Here is a 23,183-nt window from a genome sequence, read left to right on the forward strand (position 1 = left end):
TTAATGAATAATAACGAAAAATATTTTATTTCAAAGCTTTTGTAATCATTGCACAATCTGCCGTTTCCATTTTGGGACCATCTTTGTATGTAATTTTCTTTTCATTTGCATACTTACTCTGTCCATTTTCTTCTTTATGATCGCCAATTCCTTCAATTAAAGTATTGTCTTTTTGAATAAAGAAAATGTCACGTTTGCTCTTTGTACCTTCAGATTGAAATTCGTACGTTAATTTTAGTGTATCTCCTGATTTAAAACCAGTTACATCTCCTTTGGAGCTGTCTTTCTCATTGTTTTTATAGACTAATTTTCCGCTGATCGTTCCCAGATTATCATCAATAGATGCAAAAACACTATCTTTTCCAATGACTCCCAAATAGCAAAACGATTTCGGCCCCAAAGTATCTACTACAGTTTCCACAACAGCTGTAGAATCTGTCTCTACTTTTGGAGCTACCGTTTCTGTTTTTTTATTACAGTTCATTAAAAATATACCTAATGAACTTAACATTATTAATTTCTTCATATCCTTAGTTATTATATTTAATCAAATTCGTTAGTGCTAAATTAATAATACTAATTACATATGAAAGAAAATTACATGTAAATAAAAAAAATATTTTTTAGAAGTGAAATTATGTAGGATAAAATTTGGATATATCAGTATTTGTCTAATGGCTGAGAATCGGTTAAAAAAAATATTTCCGGATATTTTATCGTAGAGCGGAAAAATAATTAGGCACGAAAAATGTTTATAAAAGAGAAATCAAAATACGCTTATGCATAAATTTTTTAAACTGGTTACACTTGTTCTGATTATACACGGAATGAATTTCCTAAAATCACAAACCCCTCAAAACTATATTTATACTTCTTCAGGTGATCTCCATAGTATAGAAAAAATGATTACCCGAAAAGATATTGGTGGAGTTCAGATTGTTTATAACTGGAAGTCTCTGGAACCTGAAAAAGATGTTTATGATTTTTCAGGCATCGAAAAAGATCTGAATTATTTAATCCAATTAGATCGAAAATTATTTATCCAGCTTCAGGACAGATTTTTTGAACCGCAAGCCCGATACGTGCCGGACTATATTCTGAAGGACAAAGAATATAACGGTGGGTTAGTTCCTCAATATGATAATCCCGGTGAAAACCAACCGATTGGGAATGGATGGGTAACCCAGCAATGGAACCCTGAGGTCCGTAAGAGATTTCAAAAATTGTTAGGAGAACTGGCTAAAAAGTTTGATGGAAAAATTCAGGGAATTAATCTGCCGGAAACAGCTATTGATCTTAATATCAAAAAAGATAAAACGGGTTTCAGCTGTGATGCTTACTTTCAGGCAGAATTGGAAAATCTTAAGTTTACAAGAAGTGTCTTTGAGAAATCTTATGTTTTGCAATATGTCAATTTTTTTCCTTGTGAATGGGAAAATGACCATCAGTATATGTCAAGATTATTTGAGTTTGCTGAAAAGAACAATATAGGTTTGGGTGGTCCGGATATTGTTCCAGGAAAAAATGCTCAGATGAAAAATTCTTATCCTTTCTTTAATCAATATAAAGGAAAACTCTCTCTGGTTGCTATGGCTGTGCAGGAACCAACTTTAACATATAAAAATCCAAAAACGGAGAAACCTTTTACTAAAGATGAATTTGTGAATTATGCACAAAATTATCTTGGTGTCAATATTATATTCTGGAGCGTGGAGTCGCCATGGCTTGAGCGTGAGTTATGAGTGTTCATTGATAAGACTCTAAGAATAATATATTAATTTTTTTTTCTCGCAGATTTTTCAGCTATAAGATTATGCAACTCAGATCAGCAAAATCTGCGAGAGTATAAATAAACATTGAAATTTTAAAAATTATTTCTCAAACTCTCAAACTCCCTCTAAAACCTCTTGCTGCATAATAAGAATCAGCGCCGTTATGATACATAAATACCATATTGTATCGACGGTCACAGAAAATAGCTCCTCCCAGTTCTCTGATATGAGCCGGAGTCTTTACCCAACTTGATGTTTTCAAATCAAACTTTCCTAATTCCTGAAGCTGGCGGTACTCATCTTCTGTTAATAATTCAATCCCCATTTCTGAGGCTTTATCAATGACGTTGCTTTCTGGCTTGTTGGCTTTTCTTGATTCCCAGGCTTGATAATCATAGCATAGGCTTCTACGTTTAGGGCTTTCAGGAGAACAATCAAAAAAAATATATTCATCTGTTTTTTGATCATATCTTACTACATCAGGTTCGCCTTCAGTTTCTTCCATTTCATTTAATGACCATAGCTTTTCAGGATGAGCTTCCAGTTTTGACTGGATTTTATTCCAATCCAAATTTTTATGACGGGGTTTATTTTTCTCAAAACGGGTTTTTAGTGTTTTGAATAATTCTTCGGTTTGTTCTTGGTTTAGTTTTTTATTGTTTTTCATAAGAGTGGAATTGGTGTGGTTATTTTTCTTTTAAAAGTATTCAAAATTTATTAAATCATTTTTCTGTCAGCAGGCCTGAAGTACCAGGAAATTATAGTTAGAATTAATAATAATAATGAAGCGAATATTTTACTAAAGTTATGGTCTGACGCCATATGTGAAATAATAGCTCCTGACATAACAAAGAAAAATCCGGCATAAGCCCATTCTTTTAATAAAGGGGTTTTAGGAATAAGTACAGCGATAACGCCTAAAATTTTCCATACTCCGATAATGATCATAAGATAAATAGGATATCCCAGACTTGTAAAATTTTCTACTTCATCTTTGTTTTTTAAAAGCTGGACAATAGCTGTAGAAATCATTCCTAATGAGAGCCATAGCATAAAAATCCAGTAGATGATCTTGTTTCTTTTTTGAGATTTTGTTGATGTTTCCATGATGGTGATATTTAGTTTAAATTATTTGATTATGGTTATGAATGCACAAATTGCTTCATTATTAAGATATTGTATATTGCTTTTATTTTCAAGTTCTTAATCAAAAGAGAGTTGATTTTATTCGTGCATTCGTGGCTTTAAAAATTATTGTTATGAATGCACGAATGTTTCTATAATCAAAAGCGGGAAAGCTTATTTGTAGCTTTACCAATTAAAAGCAACTTGTTAATCGTTTAGTCCTTTTCCTATATGAATTTGTGGGATATATTTCTCAATCCTTGATTCTCTGGTTTTAGATTGTTTAGCCGAAGAAAAGTAGAGTAGATAAGCCCTTTGTCTTCCGGGAGTTAAATCTCCGAATGCTTTTTTCAATTCAGAATTCTGATCCAATCTACATTGAAATTCTTCCGGCATGGTGAATTCCTTTGTTTTTTTCATCTCTACCTTCAGTCCAGATTTTTCTACTTCTAACGCTTCGTACATATAGGTTTTGATCACTTTTTTCAAGACCGGAAATCTCTTTAAGATCGGTAAAACGAATCTGTCTTGCTCCTTGTACATTTTCAGTTTGCTGGATAAGTATATGTTGAGGGTCATCTAGTAATGTGCCTTTAAAAAAGAGTAGGGCACAATATTCTTTAAATCCATGGATCAGAAAAATATTTTTTCCATGGTAAGTATAACAGGGACAGCCCCATTTTAATTCCTCTTGAAGGCCTGTATCTAAAGCAATTGCTCTTAATTTTTCAAATTCTTTCTGCCATTGTCCGGCTTTGTCAAAGAAAAAATCAACTTTTGGATTCATGTTTGGGAGTTTATGATTATGACTTACGTGATTCGGGTTCAGAGGTTCGTGTTTGAGAGTGTGAGAGTATTAGAGTTTTAGGGATACGAGTTGTGGGGTTTAAAAGTTTTAGAGTTTTAGAGTAGGAGAGTTAAGGTGCGTTTAGATGTATTATTTTTGTTCTAACTTCTAACTTCTAACTTCTAACTTCTAACTTCTAGCTCCTGCAGCCTAATATCTACTACCTATTTAAATGCTTCTTGCAGTCTATTATGAGCCTTATTGATTCCCTGAGCGAAAGGTAATTTCAGCATCTGATCTCTATAGTCCACTGATTTATAGATGATATGGATAGTTAATTTACTGGTGGTGTCTGTTAGCTTTTCAAACGTCAAAAATTCAAATTGGGGTGGGAAAGGCGCATTTTTCATTTCAAAAGTTCGGGTAATTTGTTGATTGGGAACGAGATCATGAATCGTTCCATGAGCACTGAACACAACATTTCCCTGAGGGTCAGAAGTCTCAAACAAATAACTTCCATGTTGCGTATTTTCCATTTTTAAGACTTTGATTCCCATCCATTGTTCAAAAATTTCCGATTCTGTATAAGCCCGAAAGACTAATTCTACCAGGAGGTCAAATTCTCTGACGATTTGTATTTCCTGTTTGTTGTCTTCGGCGTGAATTTTAGTTTTTAGTTCCATGATTTTGAGTTTTTGGTGTTGTGAGGTTCGTAGTTCGGGTTACGGGTTTGAGAGTTTTAGAGTGGGAGGGTATTAGAGTTTTGGAGTTGCGAGGTTCGTGGTTCGGGTTCTGAGGGGTAAGAGTTTTAGAGTTATGAGTTTGAGAGTGATGTTGAAAAAATGTATCCTTATCTCGCATCACGTAACTTGTAACTCACATCACGTAACTCGAACCTCATATCCCTAAGCTTTATATTTCTTCATTATATCCTCCAATTTATTAAATCTGTCGTCCCACATTTTGCGGAAGGGGTCTATAAAGTCGGCTATTTCTTTCATTTTATTGGGATTTAGGTGGTAGATCATTTCACGGCCGTTTTGTTCCTGGGTTAAAAGTTCACATTCCGTAAGGATTTGTAAATGTTTGGAAACGGTAGGCCTTGCTGTATCAAAATTTGAAGCAATGGCTCCGGCAGTCATTGCCTGAGTAGATACCAATATCAGAATTGATCTTCTGGTTGGATCCGCTATTGCCTGAAATACATCTCTTCTTAAATTCATTGTGTAGTTATTTGACTACAAATATATATGAAGTTATTTAACTACACAAATTTTTTTTAAGAAAATTATTGGCTGCCGATTTTATAATTCTTTAATAGATCGGCTAGGTGTATTATGCTTCAGTATTTACTGTATTAGAAAAAATGCAAGGGGATGTCCAAAGCTATGTGGGGGAAGATATTCAAAACCTGTGTTTAAAGTTCAGTTTGTTAAAGTGGCTCCAACGTTTAACAGTGCTGCTAAAAGATATTTTGGTAGCGTGATGTTGGAAGAGAATGGCCAGGATAGAAAAGTAATCGATGAAGGAGAATTTAATCTTTAATATTTTAGGAAGTATATCTATTGAAAAGCCTCTTGTTATATTTAACAAGAGGCTTTTGATTCTATTTCTGAGTTGTAATATGACTATTATTTAAAGATGTTCATTTCTTCATTATAAACAGGACTTTGTATCCCTAGAAAATTGAGAACACTGTGAAAGACATTGTTTTGGGATAATACTTTATCCTTTTCAGGTTTAAGCTGTTTGGAACCATCCGATACCCATACTATAAAAGGGATTTCGTATTGTTCTTTAGGGGCAATACTTAATGGAACTCCATGCATATAAAGATTTTTTTCTCCCAAAGATTCTCCATGGTCTGAAACAAAGAGCATAGCACTTTTGTATTCTTTTAATTGTTTAAGATCTTCAATGACGTTATATAGGATATAATCTGTATAAATAATGGTATTGTCATAAGCATTGATAAGTTCCTGTTGGGAGCAGTTTCCTAATTCAACACTGTTACAAACAGGTTTAAAAGTTTCGAACTGGGCCGGATATTTCTTACTGTAACTAGGTCCATGGCTGGTACTGGTGTGCAGGACGATTAATATTTTATCTTTTTTACTTGCTTCTATTTGTTCTTTGAGGCCGCTCAAAAGAATTTCGTCATAATTACAACCTTCGCCTTTGCAACCAGGCATTAAACTTTCTTTGGTCTGATAGTTTTTAATATGAACGGGAGGCTCTCCCCAGTTGGTGGTTCTCCAAATGACCTCTACATCATTTCTGTATAGATAATTAGGCAAAATTTCATACAGCTTATCAGAGTTGGTATGTTCTAAAATACATTTTACACCGGCAGTGGTGTATGTTGCACAGGATGTTGCTTTAAAGCTCGATAAATTTGGAACCTTAGAAAGTAGGGGATTGGTGTTCTTTCCATATCCGTACAAAGAAAAGTTTTGGCTTCTTGCTGATTCTCCTATCACTAAAACGACAACAGATTTCTCATGATCTTTGATAGTTGCTTTGGGTAATAGGATCTCTTTTTCATTTTTTTTGTATTCATGAATATAGAAAAGGGAAGTATTGACCGAGTAAGACCACGGCATGGCAAGACCACCTAATGTTTTTGAATTTTTATCAATCCATAACCAGTTACTCGCATTGACAAATGCCAAAACAAGCATGAATAATAAGGAAAGAGAAGAAGTGATTAAAAACTTTTTAAGAGGAACATTGATAATTTTAACCTTAATGATATAGATACTGGGTAGTATACCCAATAGAATCACATACAGTACCAGTTTTATTGAGAAAAAGCTGCTGGACTCCTGATAATTGGTGTTGAAAACATTCCCAATCATACTTTCGTCTATGATAACACCATAAGTATTAACAAAATAGACAGCGATTGAATTAATAATGAAAGTGAGTACCAATAAAAATTTTCCCACATAACGCGAAAGGAAAAATATGAGGTAATAAACAAAAAAATTGGCAACCAACATGATGATAATCAGGCTAATGATGAGAATAATACCATTGAAACTTTTATAATCAACATTATTAAAGACAAAGGTGAAAAAGGGAAGGTGAAAAAATAAAAAATTAAGGACGCTCATTAACAAAGCGAAACCCGATAATTTCAGACTACTTTTTAACATAAATGCGGGTAATTATATATAGAGAAGTGATTAGACTCATGAGTGAAAGATAAAATATAACGAGGTTTTCATTAAGTATTTTATTGATTAAAATAATAATACAAACTATGAGGATTAATATGGCAACAAGATAGTAATTTTTATGTTTGATCCATGTCCATAGATTATATTTTTGACTGATAAAAATACCTACAACTCCAGCGATATATCCTAAAATACTCCCGATGATGACATCCAGAGGATAATGAGCGCCAACGCCGACTCTTGTGAAGGCAAGAATTAGCCCTATAATGATTATGGCACTGCACCAGATGATTTTGTATGTAAGCTTTTTAGGCATAAAGGCAAACAGTAAAATAGTGAGTACCACAAAGATTGTTATAGAATGCCCGGAAGGCAGACTGTTACGTCCGGATAAAGTTTTTCCTATGATTACAAAAGTTTTGTTATCAAATACAGCAGCAGGTCTAGGAATGGTAAATAATGCTTTAAAAGAACTACACAATAGAGCTGAAGTTAATGATGCCGGAACTATAGCTTCCCATATTTTGGGAGCATAAACAATGAAAATTGTTAAAAATGACAAAAAAATAAGCGCATCTCCAAATTGGGTAAGGTTGTATTGTATATTGGGATATTGTGATAGTTTTGAATTTAGAAAAAAGAAGCAGTGTTTTTGAATGTGTACGTATGATTCGATAGACAGGGCATCTTGCCTATAAAGAAAAAAGACTATCGAAAGGAGTAGTAAGGCGGGTAAATACAATAAAGTTAAGCTAACTTTATTGTAATTATTAATAACAGTTTTGTTCATATCATTTGGTTTTTTAAATCTTTTTTAATAAACTATAGTTTTTTATTCTTGTTTATTGGTTGTTTTATTGTATTAATTCGTATAATTTCCTATTTTATATAAAAACATTTATAAGCTTCATGTCTTTTTAGCTTGTAAAATTATTATTATAGATATTGATATTTTCTATGGAAAATATATCAATAAAATTATTTTTGTAAGTATATTTTTATATTAAAATAAAATTAAATGTTATAAAATTAATTTTAAAACTCTGATTATCAAACTGTTATTTTCGGCCGTAAGATATGAAAATACTTTTTCTCTTTGAAAAAAATTAATGACTTTTAAGACTTTTTTTTAAAATCAACATTTTTCTTAAATTTTTAATTAAAAACATTGTTGGTGAACTATAGGTGTTTAAGCTAAAAATAAATTATCACATATGTGTGATTTATTGTATTTGAAAAATCCTTCTTATAATGATAAGAAGGATTCGGTATTACTTTCTTTTAACTGATATCAAGGTTTGCATGACTACTGAGGTTACGATCAGCGAGAGCCCTATATAAAAGGCAAGATTGACCTGCTTGCTTTCATTAAAGAATATAAATGCCAGGATAATGGAATAAACAGGTTCTAAATTGAATGTTAAATTGACTGTAAATGCTGGAATCGTTTTTAAAACTTCCGCGAATATGATGTACAAACCTACAGTACAGAAAACAACCAGAATAACCAAATATCCCATATCTTTAAAGCTTGGAATAATGCTTTGTACAGGGAAAAAATGCAGATAAAACGGTAGGAGAGCCCCTAGAAAAACGGTTCCTCCGATCATCTGGTAGTAGTTAATGACTTCCCCAAAACGGTTAACAGACTAAGCAAAAGTTCTGAAATTTTAAACGGCTCCCGATCTATGATGGGTTTGAATAGAGCTGTGAAAAAACTGGTCAGGCAAAAACAAACTACACCAATGGAAATATTGGAGTACTTGATACTACCGTAAAAAAATAACCAATGTAAAGTAAGCAATAATCCAACCCGGGCTATATGGATTTTTTCCCGGGCGGAAATGCTACAGCGGATTCTCAGCGATTTGAGAACAATGAATAAAACGATAGAAGAAAGCAAAAGCCGGTACCAAACCAATAAACCTTCATTAAGAGTTATCAGTTTTCCAAATATACCGGTAAACCCTGCCAGTATAACACCGGCATGCAATAATAAATAGGATTTTTTCATGGATGATCTGTCTGTCCTGAGGACAAAGATTTTAATTAATATTGAGTCAAATTGGAAGTATTAGAAAACAGCCGATAAAAATTTTACCCGCGTTTGTTGATACTTCAGTGTAATCCTGAAATATTAAAATCTTGGAGGAGGAAGACAGCTCGCGTGATTCATAGCTATATAATTATAGTGGTATGTTATAAATTATTGAAATGTAATTTCCATTCCTTCATCTTTCATCTCTTTAAATGCAAGATCAAGATCCATAAGGTATTCCAGAAACAGGAATCCTTTTTTAGTAGTTGACAGTATTGTTTTAATCGCTAATAAAGCCCCAAAAGCTGTGCATTTTGCCTGGCCTCCCGGATGCGATGCGATTACTCTTCTTGTGATTTCTTTACCGGATAGGTCTATACCTTTGGCTTCAATATACAAATCCATTGAAGGTGTATTGGTCTTAGCCATTCCTATAGATTTTTCTGCAGATACTTCGAATCGAACGGATTTAGCTTCAGTCATCCCGGCCACGGCTGCAGTATCCATAATAGTAATAGGAAAGCCTGTGCCTTTGAGTCCATCGGCCATGATGATCTCTCTAGATTCTTTGCTTTTGATCCATGATCCATGGTTTCTTAACATCACATCACCATACTCTTGATCTAAATCTCCTACGGATAACGGACCTAAAAGATCATCGGGATCATTATTCGCAACCATTTCTATCTGATCTATTTGTTTGAATTCTTTAGCAATTTCATGTACTAATATCTGAATTTTTTATTTCTTCAGGAACCTGGTCATCCTTAAGATTGAGCATGACCGTACTGGCATTTCCTAATTCATTGACAAGTGATTGTCCTTTGTCAGGAGTTCTGCCTGCGATAAGGATATGGGATTGCGGGTAATACTTTCTGACAAGTTTCGCAATATTGGATCCTACAATACCGTATCCGCCGGCAATGAAGATTTTAAATGACTCCGAGTTTGTTTCCATGATAATTATTTTGATTGGTCATGTTAAGATACAAATTTAATAGGTAGAGACCAATAGAAAGGTAGATAACTTGGGTTATAAAAAGTCCTATAATTTATATTATGTTAAATTGCATATGTGTGAAGAATTGAAACGTCACACAGATCGTTCCAATATGTTTTTCATCATACAACACGCATAGAAATTTTAAGCTCTTTAATTATTTTATGTCTAATGCGTTTAAGTTCATTTTAAAAATTATCTTCTGATTTTCGCCCCAACTGACTATTGGCAGATTACTTTTTGTTGCGTCATAAAATCATGAAGAAATTCTACACAATGACAAATACCTGATGAACTCTCCATTGATCAATTAGGAGTTTTGTGATTTCTATTAGACTAATTGTTGAAGATTATCTGGTTGTTGATATTTATAAAAAAACCGCCCTAAAGAGCGGCTTTACTATTTAATAAACGTTGATGGTCTTAACAGGCTGTTCCACATGCAAGTAGTTTAATCTGGATTACTCCATTTACTACGCACTGTACATTACACAAAGTATTACCTACCAGTACACTCGTATCATGCAGTACGCCTTGCACTACTCCACCTAAGCCCCCTATTACACCTCCAATATTGTCAAGTAATCCATTTCCTGAAATGGTTTTTAGTTCGTCTCTGTTTAGTTTTTTTAAATTTTTCATGATTATCCTTTTATTTGGTTAATTTTTTATCAAAAAAACCGCTCTAAAAAGAGCGGTATATTTTTATGGACTTGCTTATTTTAGCAAGTAGATCCGCAAGAAAGTAGTTTAATTTGGATTACTCCATTCACTACGCACTGTACGTTGCATAATGTAGTACCTACAAGAACACCTGTATCATGTACAACACCTCCAACGATAGTACCTACTCCGTTTACCACTCCTCCAACTACACCTCCTAGACCACCGATAACACCTCCGATGTTATCGAAAATTCCTTCACCTGAAATAGTTTTTAACTCATTTCTGTTTAATTTTTTTAAATTTTTCATGATATAATTTTTTATATGGTTAATACATCACTAAGATATGAATAATTAGAATATGTTGATATTTTTTTTGAAAAAATAATTAAATATTTTTATAATTTAATATTCCATTAACATAAGTCTTATTTAATGAATATACCGCAAGTTTAATTTTTCCAATATAATTGCTATTTCTGACCATTTGCTAAATAATTTTCGAAACAGTAAGGTGTGGTTTGGAATGTTAATGTATCGTTAATTTCTTACAGGTTTTATTTTAATTTTTGGTACTATTGTTGGATGATTGGATAAGTACTTCAAATATTAATTCAGTATGAAAAAACATATTATAATTGTTGGTGGTGGATTTGCAGGAATTAATCTTATAAAATCCCTAAAAAAGGATCAACGATTCCGAATTACACTGGTTGATGTAAATAATTATCATTTTTTTCCACCGCTTATTTATCAGGTGGCCACTTCTTTTATTCAGGCTTCTAATATCAGTTATCCGTTCCGTAAGTTATTTTCAAATTATAAAAATGTTAATTTTCATATGGGCAGCTTGCTTAAAGTTGATCCTGAACATAGAACTATTGAGACGGATACGGGAGATTTAAGTTATGATTATCTGGTTCTGGCTTTAGGTACGGAATCTAATTTTTTTGGCATGGAAAATGTGCAGAAAAATGCTCTTCCCATGAAAAATATCAAAGAAGCTCTTTATTTGCGGAATCATATGCTATTAAATCTTGAGGAAGCAGCTCGAAATAAAGATCCTGAGGCTGTTGAAAGACTACAAAATGTTGTAATCGCAGGTGGCGGTCCTACCGGGGTAGAATTAGCAGGAATGCTTGCAGAAATGGGAAGATATATTGCCGAGAAAGAATATCCGGAAATAAAAGTGGGTCATTCTAATCTATATCTCATTGATGCTTTACCTGCTTTACTTTCACCGATGAGTACTATGGCACAGGAAACGGCTTATGAGACTTTAAAAAAACTGGGCGTAAAGATCCTGCTCAATGTTTCGGTAAAAGATTATGTGGATAACAAAGTAATGTTGTCCGATGGCACTTCCATCAGTACTCAAACGTTGATCTGGACATCCGGAGTAGTAGCCCGGGAAGTTCCGGGAATTCCAAAAGAAAGTATTGGAAGAGGAAGAAGAATTCTGGTGGATGCCTATAACCGGGTTGAAGGAACGCAGGATATCTATGCACTAGGAGATATTTGCCTGCAACTTACCGATCCTAAATTTCCCCAAGGACACCCACAGCTTGCTCAGGTAGCGATACAACAAGGGAAAAATCTGGCTGAAAACTTAATTAGTCTGGCGGATGAAAAAACGCTTGCTCCTTTCTCATATAATGATGAGGGAAGTATGGCTATTATTTCAAAATATAATGCAGTAGTCGATCTTCCTAAATTTTCTTTTAGAGGTTTTACGGCATGGCTTACATGGCTGTTCATTCATATTATACCTCTTGTTGGGTTTGGTAGCAAAATCCGTCTGGCATTAGACTGGTTTAGATTGTTTATCACGAATAATCCTTCTATACGATTAATTCTTTATCCCAAAAGATCAACGGATAAAGATCGGCAATAAAGAAATTTTCATATTCATTATTGGTCTTTCATAAAATAGGACTCTCTTATCTACTTTAATGTAAAACAAAATCGTTAAGAGAGTCCTTATTTTACCATGGCTTAATTTTTTATTTAAAATATTCCCCAACCTATTTCATAATTCCCTGAATCTGTTTAATACGACTATTGTAATGATCTCTGATTGTGGATTTTTGTGGTGCTTAATAAACAGATATGGCCCCAATAAATTTCAATTTCAGATGTAGATTTCTTTCTATTATTATGCTGATGGGCACACTTGCTATCTTCGCACAAAATACAATAAATGGATTAATCTTAGGCCCAAATCATAAAGGACTTTCCAATATACCGGTTGTTTTGGTTTCTTCAAAAGACAGTCTTTTTAACAAAATTACTTCAACGGACAGTATAGGAACATTTAATTTTGAAATTAACCAATCTGGAGTTTATTTAATTCATATCAATAGTATCAATTTTAAACAGTATAAAAGTCACCCGTTTAACCTGGATATGAATGCTAAAACAATACTTCAATTCCCAGAAATTGTTTTAGAGGACAAAGTTACGACTATAAAAGAAGTATTAATTACAGCTAAAAAACCTCTTTTTACCCAAAAAACTGACCGATTGATTTTCAATCTTGAAAACTCTTTAACTTCACAAGGAGGAGATGCAATAGATGTGTTAAAAAACACCCCTCTATTAAAAGTAGATGAAACGAGTATTTCAATGATTGGTAAGAATATTTTAAATGTACTTATCAATGGAAGGCCGGTTGCTCTTAATGGCGAGGCTTTGATTTCTTATCTCAGTACAATTTCGAGTGATACAATATCAAAAATAGAAATTATTACGACACCACCTGCCCAGTATGCCGCAGAGGGAAATGCAGGGCTTATTAATATTATTTTAAAGAAAAATCCTCATTTAGGCTGGAATGGAAGTTTGAATTCTTCTATAACTCAGCGCACCTATTTTTCCAATAGCAGCAGTATCAATTTAATTTATCAAACGGAAAAATTTAGCTTTACAGGTAATTTTCTATACAACAATAACAGGATTTCAGCTTATGAAAAGGATCAGAATTTATTTTCAAGTGGTTTTTTCAGTAATAACAGACAGGATAAAATAACGTATTCTAAAGATTTTGCTCCTTCTGTCAATGTTAATTATAAGCTTAATTCCAGGACTGATTTATCGTTAGTTTATGAATACAACGGCTCTGATTTTGCATCTGATGATCAGTCTACCAATTTATTTTATGATCATTCTGTTTTGAATAACAAACTGTCAAATAAAGGCTATGGCACGATAAAAAGTAATTTCCACCGCATTCATGGGTATGCTACTCATAAGCTGGATATGAAAGGAAAATCAATTGATTGGGGCTTTCAGTGGCTTGATAATAGAATTGAAAATCAACGAAATAATGAGATCAATAATAATCAGGAATTATCATATACATTGAACTCTTCCCTAAACAATTATAAATTAGGGATATCGAGTTTGGATTTTGACCTTCCTTTTAATGCCATCCATATTAAAACCGGAATGCGTCATACTTTCCTAAACAATAATAGTGACGTCAGTTTTTTTGATATAAAAAATGAAAATCCTATCCTAAATCCTGCATTAACCAATATATTCAAGTATAAAGAAAGTATTATCTCACTCTATTTTTCTTCAGAAATAAAGTTAGGAAATCAATGGATTGCTCAGGCCGGACTGCGCTATGAAGATACTCACTATGTGGGAAGATCTCAGGCAGATGATAAAACAACTGAAATAATTTATGGTAATTTTTTTCCAACCTTTTATATCAACTATAAACATTCAAAAAAATCAGATTATTCTTTTAAATATTCAAAAAGAGTCAGAAGACCAAAATTAGAACAGCTCAATCCATTTCAGTGGTTTGTCAATCCTTTTCAATATGTAGAAGGCAATCCATTGCTCAAGCCTTCTTTTTCAGATAATTTTGAATTGACTTATTCCAATAATTCTAATTTAAGTGCTACACTATATCATTCTATTACAAAAGGTCAGGTCAGCTATATTGTTCAGTTTTTAGATGAAGGTAAAATACAGCGGTACAGTTATTATAACCTATTGGATGTATACCAATATGGGATGTATGCTAACTATAGTTTTACGAAACTGAAAAATATGGAAACTCAGCTCAGTGGAGGCTATTATTGGCAAAAAACAAAATCAAAAGATGCTTCTCTAGTTCCTCCTACTCATGGGAATGGTGCTCATATTTCATTAAATAACATGTATAAATTGAGCGGTAATAACTCAGTTCAGCTCAATTATAGACATAATTTTCCAAGCTTTGATGGTACTCTAAATACCAGAGCATTTGGATTTTTAACTTTGGGTTATAGAATAAGCCTTTTAGCTAAGCGGCTGGATATTGGATGTACTTTATCTACGATCATTAGCAAAAGAAATGAGATTGCATACCAACAGGTTAGAAATAATGCTGTTTTAAATGGACAAAATGAATATGACTATCAAAGTATACGTTTCAATTTAATATATAAATTTGGCAATAATAAGGTTAAAGGGAGCAAACAGAAAAATGAAGCTGAAGAAACATCCCGGATTAAATAGTATTTTTAAGTTTGCAAAAGCCAGATTAAGCCATTATTAAAGTAACTAACAATTCTCAATGAAAAAAATATCGTCCATCCTATTTATTTTGCTGATTCTGGCTTTATTCAATGCTTTTCAGGTTTGGATATATTATAGAGTGAGGCTTAACGGAGATATCAACTTTTATGATATTCCGGGGCATATTACTACTTTTTTGTATTCACTTGGCTCATTATGTATCACATTGATGGTCTGGAACTGGTTGAGCACGTTTGGAGTCAGGAAATTAAAATTTGTTTATGTCTTTTTCTTAAGCATTCCTCTATTTGCTATTTATACATCAGTAATACATATCATTATAAGAACTTACTATGGAGGGCCTACTTCCTTTGATCTCCTTTGGGGTAATATTATTTTTACATTGTCTATTTCTCATTTTTATATTTCAGGATTTACGATTGCTTACCTGTCTTTTAAAGAAACCAATACTTTAACGAAAGAGCTTATGGAGTCTAAGTATGAGATTGAAAATATGCAATTACAAACGTTGAAAAAAAATATAGAACCTCACTTTTTATTTAATAATTTAAGTATTCTTTCTTCTTTAGCTCGAAAAGATTCCAGCCAGGTAGATGAATTTATTGAAAACTTCTCAGATGTTTATCGTTATTTCTTATTGCACAATTCTGTAGATAGTGTTCTTTTAAAAGATGAGTTGGCATTTTTAAAGAAATATATTGCTTTAACTACAAAACGGTTTGGAGGTGCCTACTCTATTGTTCTTAAAATTGAAAATGAAGAAGGATATATTGTCCCTTTTGCCTTACAGATTTGCTTGGAAAATGCCATCAAACATAATGAAGGCAGTGAAGAAAGTCCATTGCTTATTGAACTCAAAAGAACCGGGGATTGTATAAGCGTTACTAATCCGATCCGGCCTGTTGAAATAAGCTTAAATACAGGATTAGGGCTTTCAAATATCACGAAAAGATATCAACTTCTTTTTGGGAAAACGGTAACTTATCAATCTCTTAATAACCATTTTGTGGTTGAATTACCTGTTATTAATTAACTTATAAAAATTCTATGATGAAGATTGTGTTAATAGAAGATGAAGATCTTAATGCAGAACAACTTCTTTTTTATATTAGAAAATATGATCCTGCAATTAACGTATCAGCCATATTAAAAAGTAATAAAGAAATTAAAGAATGGTTTACAAAAAATCAGGCACCCTCCTTGGTGTTTTGCGACATTAAGTTGCTTGATGGTAATGTCTTTTCTTCTCTACATAGCAACCTCATTACTTGTCCCATTATTTTTACAACTGCTTTTAATGACTTTTATCAAGAAGCTTTTGATAGCAATGGTATAGCCTATTTATTAAAGCCGATCAGTTTCAAAAGTTTTGAATTAGCCATGGATAAATTTAAACGGTTAACTCCAGCTTATGAAGCAATCGACTGGTTGAGTATATCGTCCGTGATTAAGAAGATAAGCACTCAGTATAAAGAACGCCTTCTGATTAAAACCAATACGGGTACTTTGCTTTTAGAGGTTAAAAATATCATGTATATTTCAACAAACTCAGGAGTTTGCCAGGCTACTGATCATAAAGGGAGAAGTTACGAATTCCGGCAAAAGCTTTCTGATTTAGCTGATGATTTAGATCCGGATATTTTCTTTCAGATTAATAGAGGTGAAATAATAAACATTAATTTTATTGAACTGATTGAACCATATTTTAACGATCGATTATCTATTAAAATTATTAATCATTCTAAACGATTAGTTACTTCTGCTGCAGTAACCCCTGAATTCAGGAAATGGATAGAACGTTAAAAAGAATGTTCCACAAGAAATAATTTTTATTTTTACGTTAGTAAATATATAACTCATGAAACTAGAATTATATCAGATTGATGCCTTTACAGATGAGCTATTCAAAGGAAATCCGGCGTGCGTTGTCCCTTTAAAAAGCTGGCTTCCGGACGAACAGCTTTTGAACATCGCAAAAGAAAATGCTGTTGCTGAAACTGCATTTTTTATTGATCATGGTGAAAAAATACAATTACGCTGGTTTACTCCCGAGATCGAAATGGATCTCTGCGGACATGCGACACTCGCTACAGCCCATTGTCTGATCAGTATTTTAAATTATCCTAAAAATGAAATTCTTTTTGAAACCAAAAGCGGGATATTAACGGTTACCTACGAAAACGACTTGTATTCTCTTAATTTTCCTTCAAGGATGCCTGTACCTGCTGTTCTGCCGGATGCTTTTTCAAAATCATTAAATATCCAGCCAAAAGAAGTGTACCAATCAAGAGATTATGTTTTAGTGTAAATTCCAGTGATATTGACCACCTAATTCCTGATTAAATTGACCACTAAGAATGAAGTCAAAAAAGGTGTCTAAAAGATGGTTTAAAAATATAAAATAAATCTTTACTCTGAGCTGATTTTCTGATCAGCTTTTTTTCTTCTCATCGATTCTCCTTTAAGGTCTATTCTCAGGGAGTTGTGAACCATTCTGTCAAGTATTGCATCGGCTATTGTTTGTTCCGCAATGACTTCATGCCAGGCACTTACAGGCAGTTGCGAAGCAATAATAGTGGAACGTTTTCCGTGTCTGTCTTCTATAATCTCCATAAAATCCTGACGTTTAAGATTATCCAGGGATTGTAATCCAAAATCATCAAGGATAATAAGATCCTGCTTTTCTATTCGGTCTATCTCTTTAAGGTAAGATCCGTCTGCCTTAGCCATCTTAAGCTTTGAGAAGAGTTTGTTGATGCTGAAGTACATGACTTTATATCCCATTGTACAGGCTTTGTATCCAATGGCAGTTGCGATAAAACTTTTTCCAACTCCTGTACTGCCTGTAATAAGAATATTCTGTTTCTGTGATATAAAATCGCAGGAAGATAATCTTCCAATAGTATTCTTATCAATATTTCTGGAAGAAGAGGCCGTAATCTCTTCCATAAATGTCCTGTATCTGAACTTAGCTGTGGTAATCAATCTTTCTACCTTTCTGCTTTCCCTGTCGTCATACTCGGATTCAATCAAGTAGGCTATAAGTTCATCATTGGTATAGGAGATACTTCCTGTTTCCATTGTTGTGGAAAACGCCCTGTGCATCCCGTGGAGCTTTAAATGTTTCATTTTTTCTAATGTTGCCTGATTCATAGGTTTTGTATTAATGATTTAATTGTTAATGATTGTAGATGTTACTGATAGTATTTTCCGCCCCTTATGTTTTTGTGTTTAGGCAGTTTCTTTTCTTCAAAAAATGCATCGTCATCGGTTAGATTATCCAGCCCTCTTTCCAGAATACTTTTAATCATGGCAAGGCTGTATTTTTCATATCCCAACGCTCTTTTACAGGCATTGTCAAGTCTTATGTTGCCGATCTTTTTTGATAATGAAAGGATTCCCAGGCAGGTTTTATAGGACTGCTCAGGATGCTGTTTCTTTTCCAGGATTTTGATGATGTACTGCTCACAATATTCCCCGACAGACCTTCCCCAAGAGATAAACCGGGAGGGATTCCATTCAGTCATAAACTGATAAGATGAAGGCATATGTTCTTTTACAGTCGTATACTGATATTTAGCCAGGATTCTGTTATGGAATGCTATTCTGCGCTGGTCATAGTAAATCTCGACTGTATTTTTACTAAAAATAATGTTTACTTTTTTACCAATATAGCTGAACGGAACACTGTAATAATGCTGGTCTTTACTTAAATATACATGGCTGGTCTTATGAACGGTAGCACGTGCAGAATGCTTGAGCTGGTACATCATAGCTGGTAGTGGGGATAATGCATGTCTTTCAACCTCACGGAAAACATCAGCCCTGGAATACTTCTTTCTTTTCATGGGAGCTTCATTATATCCTTCCAGCAGGTTTTCTATAGCTTTGTTCAATGCTTCCAGGCTAAAGAAGTGATCTTTACGCAATGGAGCAAAAATGCGGGTATACACAATGCGTACCGCATTTTCAACCAAAGCCTTATCCTTGGGATGATAGGTACGCGTAGGAAGTATTGTAGTGCTATAGTGGGAAGCAAAATCCAGAAGAGAATCAGTGATGACAGGTTCGTACTTATGGCTCTTTTTTACGGCTGTACGCAGGTTATCGGTAACAATAGCTGCGGGAACTCCTCCATAATAATGCAGGGTTTTGGTAAGACTTCCAAGAAAATCTTCTTTCCCCTGGGTTCTTGTAGCTTCTACGAAGGTCATGCCACTGGCTCCAAGTATGGATACGAAGACCTCAACTTCCTGTTGTTCTCCTGTTTCTTTATTAATAATGTGAAGTTTTTTTCCTGTATAATCCACAAAAAGTTTATCCCCAGCCTTATGTTCAATATGCATGGAAGGGTTCACCTTTTTACACCATTCCCGGTAATGATGGCAAAAGCGGGAATATTGGTAGCCTGAAGGGTATTTATCTATGTATTCTTCCCATAGCAGATAACGGGTGACCCCAACACGTTTTAGTTCTTTGGATATGTAAGGAAACAACGATTCAAGTTGTTTTTTAATATTGGCCTTATCCCTTATATCGGTTGGCGGAGTCTCGAATAAATCATCTAAATCTTCATCACTCAGCTCTATCAGCTCGTCATATGTAAGCTGGTGTTCATGGAACAGGCTGATATACTTTTTAGCAGTATTGCGTGAGATACCCAGTTGTTTGCTTATCCGCAATTTACTTACCCCCTGGGTGTATAATCGTAATAATTGTTTAATGTTCAACATGTCTATTCTTTTGTTAGCCATTTGGTATTTTTTGGCTAAGTTATTCAAGACACGTTTTCTGACTTTTTTTTGGGGGTCAATTTGCTCAGGAATACCATGGTCAATTTGCTCAGGAATCAACTGATCATTTTCACAGGATTGAGATGGTCAATTTTGAAGGATTCTACATTTTAGTATATGATTCTGAAAATGATATTAAAAATATTAAGATTGACCGACAGTTTTTTGATCTGATCAATATGGATCCCGGAGGTGTTATTGTAACGGCAAAAGGTGATGATAGCGATTTTGTTTCAAGGTTTTTTACACCTCAGGCCAGTATTCTGGAAGATCCTGTAACAGGATCTGCGCATTGCTCTCTAATCCCTTTCTGGTCCCAAAGATTAGATAAAAAGACTCTTTTTGCCATTCAGCTTTCGGAAAGATCCGGAAAACTTTATTGTGAAGACAGGAATGAAAGAGTGATGATCTCCGGGAAGGCGAAAACCTATTCTGAAGGGTATTTTTGGATAGAATAATAGGCTTTGTATCTGGGATTATAAGAATTATTCGTGCATTCGTGGCTGTTTTTTTTTGCCACGAATACCCTTTAAGTTTTTTTTCATACTATGATATTTTACAGACAAATATCAGGAGCATTTTAAAAGTAAAAAATCCGAATCTTGTGATATTCTTTGATTTAAAATATATATCAGGTATGGATTCTGTGATTATTTCATTAAATTTAGGATTAGATAACCATGGCATTGTTCTACCGAACCTGCCTTTCACGGCGGTATAAGAAATCAGTCTTATCCCATTTTGTAACGGAATATTTTAAAGGATTTGATACTATGCATCATCAATTGGAAAAACATTATGTGAACAGAGTTGGCTGGCTTCGTGCAGCTGTTTTGGGTGCTAACGACGGATTATTGTCCACGACCAGTATTGTTATAGGAGTGGCAGCAGCAGAATCGCAGCGTAACACAATTGTTCTGGCTGCTTTGGCTGGAATGATTGCAGGAGCTTTATCCATGGCCGCAGGTGAATATGTATCGGTGAGTTCACAGGAAGACACCGAAAAGGCTGATTTGCTCCGTGAAAAAAGAGAGTTGGAAGAAATGCCGGAAACAGAACTTAAGGAACTGGCAAAAATTTATGAAGCACGCGGTGTAAGTAAAGAGACAGCCATGAAGGTTGCTACTGAATTAAGCGAACATAATGCGTTGGAAGCCCATGCAAGAGATGAATTGGGAATTAATGAAATTACACAGGCCAAACCTTTTCAGGCAGCTATTGCCTCGTTAGGTTCTTTTGCTGTGGGAGCAATGCTTCCTTTTATCGTTTCCCTGCTTGCACCTATTGATCAGATGGTCTATTTTCAATATGGATTTTCAATTGTTTTCCTGATGTTATTAGGTGCGGTTTCGGCTAAAACAGGAGGCTCAAAAATAGGAATTGCTGTGGTAAGAATATGTTTCTGGGGGACAGCTGCAATGGGGATAACAGCTCTGATAGGACATTTTTTCGGAGTTACTGTCTCGTAATATTGGGATCTATTTATTTGTTTTTATGAATACCAATTGTTTTTAAGGCTGTAGCGCTTAGGTAGATTTCATCAAAAACAGTCAGTGACTCTACATCTTTAAACGTTTGTGGTTTTAAATCGGTTTTATTAAAAGATAGCTCTATGGATTCATCATAAGAGGCTACAATTCTGACCACTGAGTAGCCATTGTAAGCAACAGTAAATCCTTCAAAAAAGCATTTTTGTTCCGCTTTCTGATAGATTCTATATTCTTCAAACCCCATACTGTCACTGATATTGTTTGTTTTTTTCTTGTTATGCTCCAGCGAATTCCAAGAGGTATAGTTTTTAGGCTCTTTTAAAACGTTTCCATCAGCATCTACCGGTACAAACATTCCTAGTGTTAAAGGATGTTTGAGAAAATTGGCATAATTATTCATCAGATTTAATGTCTGAAGATCTGCATATCCTTCGTTGGAATAATATTCAATGACAAAAGTAGTCATTGGGATAAGCTTATGGGAAGCATCAGTTACCATCATTAATATTTTCTTTGTCGTAAATAAGTGTGATATTTTGGCAAATATACAAGTTTAGTATAAATACACCCCCTTCCCTATGCCTAAGAATGTAGTATAATACGGACTTTTCCGGTATTTTTTCTTAGAATAAATAAGGTTAGTTATTGCGATTTTGAAATCTACCCATGAAATAAGCTATTATCAAGTTGTTTGAAATAAATTGAGGGAAGTTGATGGACCTTAAAACAATTGATATCAGATCATACAAGTCCCCAGCAGAGATTGTGTTACAAATTCAAGTAATTAGGATACAGTTTATTGGAAGTTATGCCCGAATTTTGCATAAGAATAAAAGACCCAAATAAACACAAAATTATGCAAACTATATTAGGTGCCAATGGCCAGATTGGAGAAGAGCTAGCAAGAGAACTAAAACGTCACTATACATCCGATATCAGAATTGTCAGCAGAAATGCTAAAAAAGTCAATGATACGGATACTGTTTTTTCGGCGGATCTTTCAATAAGAGAAAGTGCTATCGAAGCAGTAAAAGGCAGCGAAATTGCTTACTTTACATTAGGCCTGCCAATGAACTCTGATCTCTGGGAAAAACAATTTCTTCTGATCACAAAAAATGTTATTGAGGCCTGTAAGATTAATGGAACCAAATTGGTCTTTTTCGATAATACTTATATGTATCCTCAGAATGATGCAGTGCTTACTGAAAATACAAAGTTTGCTCCTGTCGGGAGAAAAGGTATGGTAAGAAAGAAAATGACGGAGATGCTTTTGAAAGAAATGGAAGCCGGCGAAATGGATATCGTTATCTGTCGCGCTCCTGAATTTTATGGGCCAGGAAAAACACAAAGCATTACCAATACATTTATTTTTAATGCGATCAAAGATGGGAAAAAACTGAAAGTTCCTTTATGGGATAATAAGTTGAGAAGTCTGATATGGACTCCCGATGCCAGCAGAGCTGCTGCGTTGATTGGAAATACACCGGACGCATTCGGACAAACCTGGCACCTTCCGATAGATGATCATCGGTTAACTTACAAAGAATTCATTGCTTTGGTTTCAAAAGTGTACGGAAAAGAGTTTAAATATTCTATTATTCCTAAATTTGCTTTCAAGCTGGGGGCATTGTTTAATAAAAATGCGAAAGAGTTGCAGGAATTGCTTCCGAGATATGAGCACAACAATCTTTTTGATGATTCAAAATTTAAAACACGTTTTCCTAATTTTCAGGTAACTACTTACAAGCAAGGAATAGAACAGATAAAAAAGGAACAGCAGGTTGCCCGTTAATTAAAA

23 protein-coding genes and 3 pseudogenes are annotated in these 23,183 nt (G+C 34.1%); 9 read left to right on the plus strand and 17 right to left on the minus strand.

The genetic code is table 11. From position 1 onward, the window contains the following. Nucleotides 1–25: 25 nt before the first annotated feature. Entirely contained in the window at nucleotides 26–526 is a 501-nt protein-coding gene (locus CJF12_RS03570; RefSeq protein ID WP_034686544.1) for a hypothetical protein, read from the minus strand. Between the two features lie 253 nt (nucleotides 527–779). Here CJF12_RS03570 and CJF12_RS03575 point away from each other — a divergent pair, with 253 nt between their 5' ends. Beyond that, nucleotides 780–1,742, plus strand: coding sequence for a hypothetical protein (locus CJF12_RS03575; protein ID WP_034686545.1), 963 nt, complete (start codon nucleotides 780–782; stop codon nucleotides 1,740–1,742). Nucleotides 1,743–1,878: 136 nt separating this feature from the next. Here the strand turns inward: CJF12_RS03575 and CJF12_RS03580 are convergent, their stop codons facing one another. The 13 genes and pseudogenes from CJF12_RS03580 to CJF12_RS19835 form a co-directional block, all read right to left on the minus strand. Next, on the minus strand, nucleotides 1,879–2,439 hold the full coding sequence (locus CJF12_RS03580; protein ID WP_034686546.1) for a DUF4256 domain-containing protein: 561 nt from the start codon (nucleotides 2,437–2,439) through the stop codon (nucleotides 1,879–1,881). Between the two features lie 50 nt (nucleotides 2,440–2,489). Then, entirely contained in the window at nucleotides 2,490–2,879 is a 390-nt protein-coding gene (locus tag CJF12_RS03585; RefSeq protein WP_034686547.1) for a DoxX family protein, read from the minus strand. A gap of 225 nt (nucleotides 2,880–3,104) precedes the next feature. Beyond that, nucleotides 3,105–3,684 (minus strand): annotated as a pseudogene (locus tag CJF12_RS03590) (YdeI/OmpD-associated family protein). A 224-nt stretch (nucleotides 3,685–3,908) separates the two neighbouring features. Then, entirely contained in the window at nucleotides 3,909–4,367 is a 459-nt protein-coding gene (locus tag CJF12_RS03595; RefSeq protein ID WP_034686548.1) for an SRPBCC domain-containing protein, read from the minus strand. A 222-nt stretch (nucleotides 4,368–4,589) separates the two neighbouring features. Next, entirely contained in the window at nucleotides 4,590–4,907 is a 318-nt protein-coding gene (locus CJF12_RS03600) for an ArsR/SmtB family transcription factor (RefSeq protein ID WP_034686549.1), read from the minus strand. A 408-nt stretch (nucleotides 4,908–5,315) separates the two neighbouring features. Next, a complete protein-coding gene (gene eptA / locus CJF12_RS03605) occupies nucleotides 5,316–6,842 on the minus strand; it encodes a phosphoethanolamine--lipid A transferase EptA (RefSeq protein WP_034686551.1) in 1,527 nt (508 codons plus the stop codon). Next, nucleotides 6,829–7,656: a phosphatase PAP2 family protein gene (locus tag CJF12_RS03610; protein ID WP_034686553.1), complete on the minus strand. Its 828-nt coding sequence runs from the start codon at nucleotides 7,654–7,656 to the stop codon at nucleotides 6,829–6,831. The genes eptA and CJF12_RS03610 overlap by 14 nt, the downstream gene beginning before the upstream one ends. A 481-nt stretch (nucleotides 7,657–8,137) precedes the next feature. After that, nucleotides 8,138–8,476, minus strand: a complete 339-nt coding sequence (locus CJF12_RS20115) for an EamA family transporter (RefSeq protein ID WP_228379109.1) — start codon at nucleotides 8,474–8,476, stop codon at nucleotides 8,138–8,140. Further along, on the minus strand, nucleotides 8,473–8,880 hold the full coding sequence (locus CJF12_RS20120; protein WP_228379110.1) for an EamA family transporter: 408 nt from the start codon (nucleotides 8,878–8,880) through the stop codon (nucleotides 8,473–8,475). The genes CJF12_RS20115 and CJF12_RS20120 overlap by 4 nt, the downstream gene beginning before the upstream one ends. 192 nt (nucleotides 8,881–9,072) lie before the next feature. Then, on the minus strand, nucleotides 9,073–9,585 hold the full coding sequence (locus CJF12_RS03620; protein WP_034686555.1) for a hypothetical protein: 513 nt from the start codon (nucleotides 9,583–9,585) through the stop codon (nucleotides 9,073–9,075). Nucleotides 9,586–9,622: 37 nt separating this feature from the next. Further along, the gene (locus CJF12_RS03625; protein ID WP_034686557.1) at nucleotides 9,623–9,862 is read right to left on the minus strand and encodes a hypothetical protein; all 240 of its coding nucleotides are present in this window, start codon (nucleotides 9,860–9,862) and stop codon (nucleotides 9,623–9,625) included. Between the two features lie 465 nt (nucleotides 9,863–10,327). Beyond that, nucleotides 10,328–10,546 carry a bacteriocin-like protein gene (locus CJF12_RS03630; protein WP_034686558.1) on the minus strand — a complete coding sequence of 73 codons (219 nt, stop codon included), beginning with the start codon at nucleotides 10,544–10,546 and terminating at the stop codon, nucleotides 10,328–10,330. 80 nt (nucleotides 10,547–10,626) lie between these two features. Further along, on the minus strand, nucleotides 10,627–10,878 hold the full coding sequence (locus CJF12_RS19835) for a bacteriocin-like protein (protein ID WP_034686559.1): 252 nt from the start codon (nucleotides 10,876–10,878) through the stop codon (nucleotides 10,627–10,629). Nucleotides 10,879–11,188: 310 nt separating this feature from the next. On the opposite strand from CJF12_RS19835, the gene CJF12_RS03640 reads away from it, so the two are divergent. From CJF12_RS03640 to CJF12_RS03660, 5 genes and pseudogenes are all read left to right on the plus strand, one after another. Then, the gene (locus tag CJF12_RS03640; protein WP_034686560.1) at nucleotides 11,189–12,463 is read left to right on the plus strand and encodes an NAD(P)/FAD-dependent oxidoreductase; all 1,275 of its coding nucleotides are present in this window, start codon (nucleotides 11,189–11,191) and stop codon (nucleotides 12,461–12,463) included. Between the two features lie 215 nt (nucleotides 12,464–12,678). After that, nucleotides 12,679–15,081 carry a TonB-dependent receptor domain-containing protein gene (locus CJF12_RS03645; RefSeq protein WP_034686561.1) on the plus strand — a complete coding sequence of 801 codons (2,403 nt, stop codon included), beginning with the start codon at nucleotides 12,679–12,681 and terminating at the stop codon, nucleotides 15,079–15,081. A 58-nt stretch (nucleotides 15,082–15,139) separates the two neighbouring features. Further along, a complete protein-coding gene (locus CJF12_RS03650) occupies nucleotides 15,140–16,135 on the plus strand; it encodes a sensor histidine kinase (protein ID WP_051887361.1) in 996 nt (331 codons plus the stop codon). Nucleotides 16,136–16,149: 14 nt separating this feature from the next. Further along, nucleotides 16,150–16,905 carry a LytR/AlgR family response regulator transcription factor gene (locus CJF12_RS03655; RefSeq protein WP_034686562.1) on the plus strand — a complete coding sequence of 252 codons (756 nt, stop codon included), beginning with the start codon at nucleotides 16,150–16,152 and terminating at the stop codon, nucleotides 16,903–16,905. Nucleotides 16,906–16,960: 55 nt separating this feature from the next. Then, nucleotides 16,961–17,407, plus strand: a pseudogene (locus tag CJF12_RS03660) (PhzF family phenazine biosynthesis protein); the annotation flags it as partial. 104 nt (nucleotides 17,408–17,511) lie between these two features. Here CJF12_RS03660 and istB read toward each other — a convergent pair. Beyond that, nucleotides 17,512–18,255: an IS21-like element helper ATPase IstB gene (istB, locus tag CJF12_RS03665; RefSeq protein WP_034681199.1), complete on the minus strand. Its 744-nt coding sequence runs from the start codon at nucleotides 18,253–18,255 to the stop codon at nucleotides 17,512–17,514. Nucleotides 18,256–18,296: 41 nt separating this feature from the next. Continuing rightward, entirely contained in the window at nucleotides 18,297–19,955 is a 1,659-nt protein-coding gene (gene istA, locus CJF12_RS03670) for an IS21 family transposase (protein WP_228423525.1), read from the minus strand. 44 nt (nucleotides 19,956–19,999) lie between these two features. Here istA and CJF12_RS03675 point away from each other — a divergent pair. Both CJF12_RS03675 and CJF12_RS03685 read left to right on the plus strand, forming a co-directional pair. Further along, nucleotides 20,000–20,353, plus strand: a pseudogene (locus tag CJF12_RS03675) (PhzF family phenazine biosynthesis protein); the annotation flags it as partial. Between the two features lie 315 nt (nucleotides 20,354–20,668). Next, entirely contained in the window at nucleotides 20,669–21,364 is a 696-nt protein-coding gene (locus CJF12_RS03685) for a VIT1/CCC1 transporter family protein (RefSeq protein WP_034688304.1), read from the plus strand. A 13-nt stretch (nucleotides 21,365–21,377) separates the two neighbouring features. On the opposite strand, the gene CJF12_RS03690 is transcribed toward CJF12_RS03685, so the two are convergent. Continuing rightward, nucleotides 21,378–21,887, minus strand: a complete 510-nt coding sequence (locus CJF12_RS03690) for a hypothetical protein (protein WP_034688302.1) — start codon at nucleotides 21,885–21,887, stop codon at nucleotides 21,378–21,380. 354 nt (nucleotides 21,888–22,241) lie between these two features. Between CJF12_RS03690 and CJF12_RS03695 the strand changes: the two genes are divergently transcribed. After that, nucleotides 22,242–23,177, plus strand: a complete 936-nt coding sequence (locus CJF12_RS03695; protein ID WP_034688300.1) for an NAD-dependent epimerase/dehydratase family protein — start codon at nucleotides 22,242–22,244, stop codon at nucleotides 23,175–23,177. Nucleotides 23,178–23,183 lie beyond the last annotated feature (6 nt).

The sequence above is a fragment of the Chryseobacterium piperi genome, assembly GCF_002285635.2.
GTDB lineage: Bacteria > Bacteroidota > Bacteroidia > Flavobacteriales > Weeksellaceae > Chryseobacterium > Chryseobacterium piperi.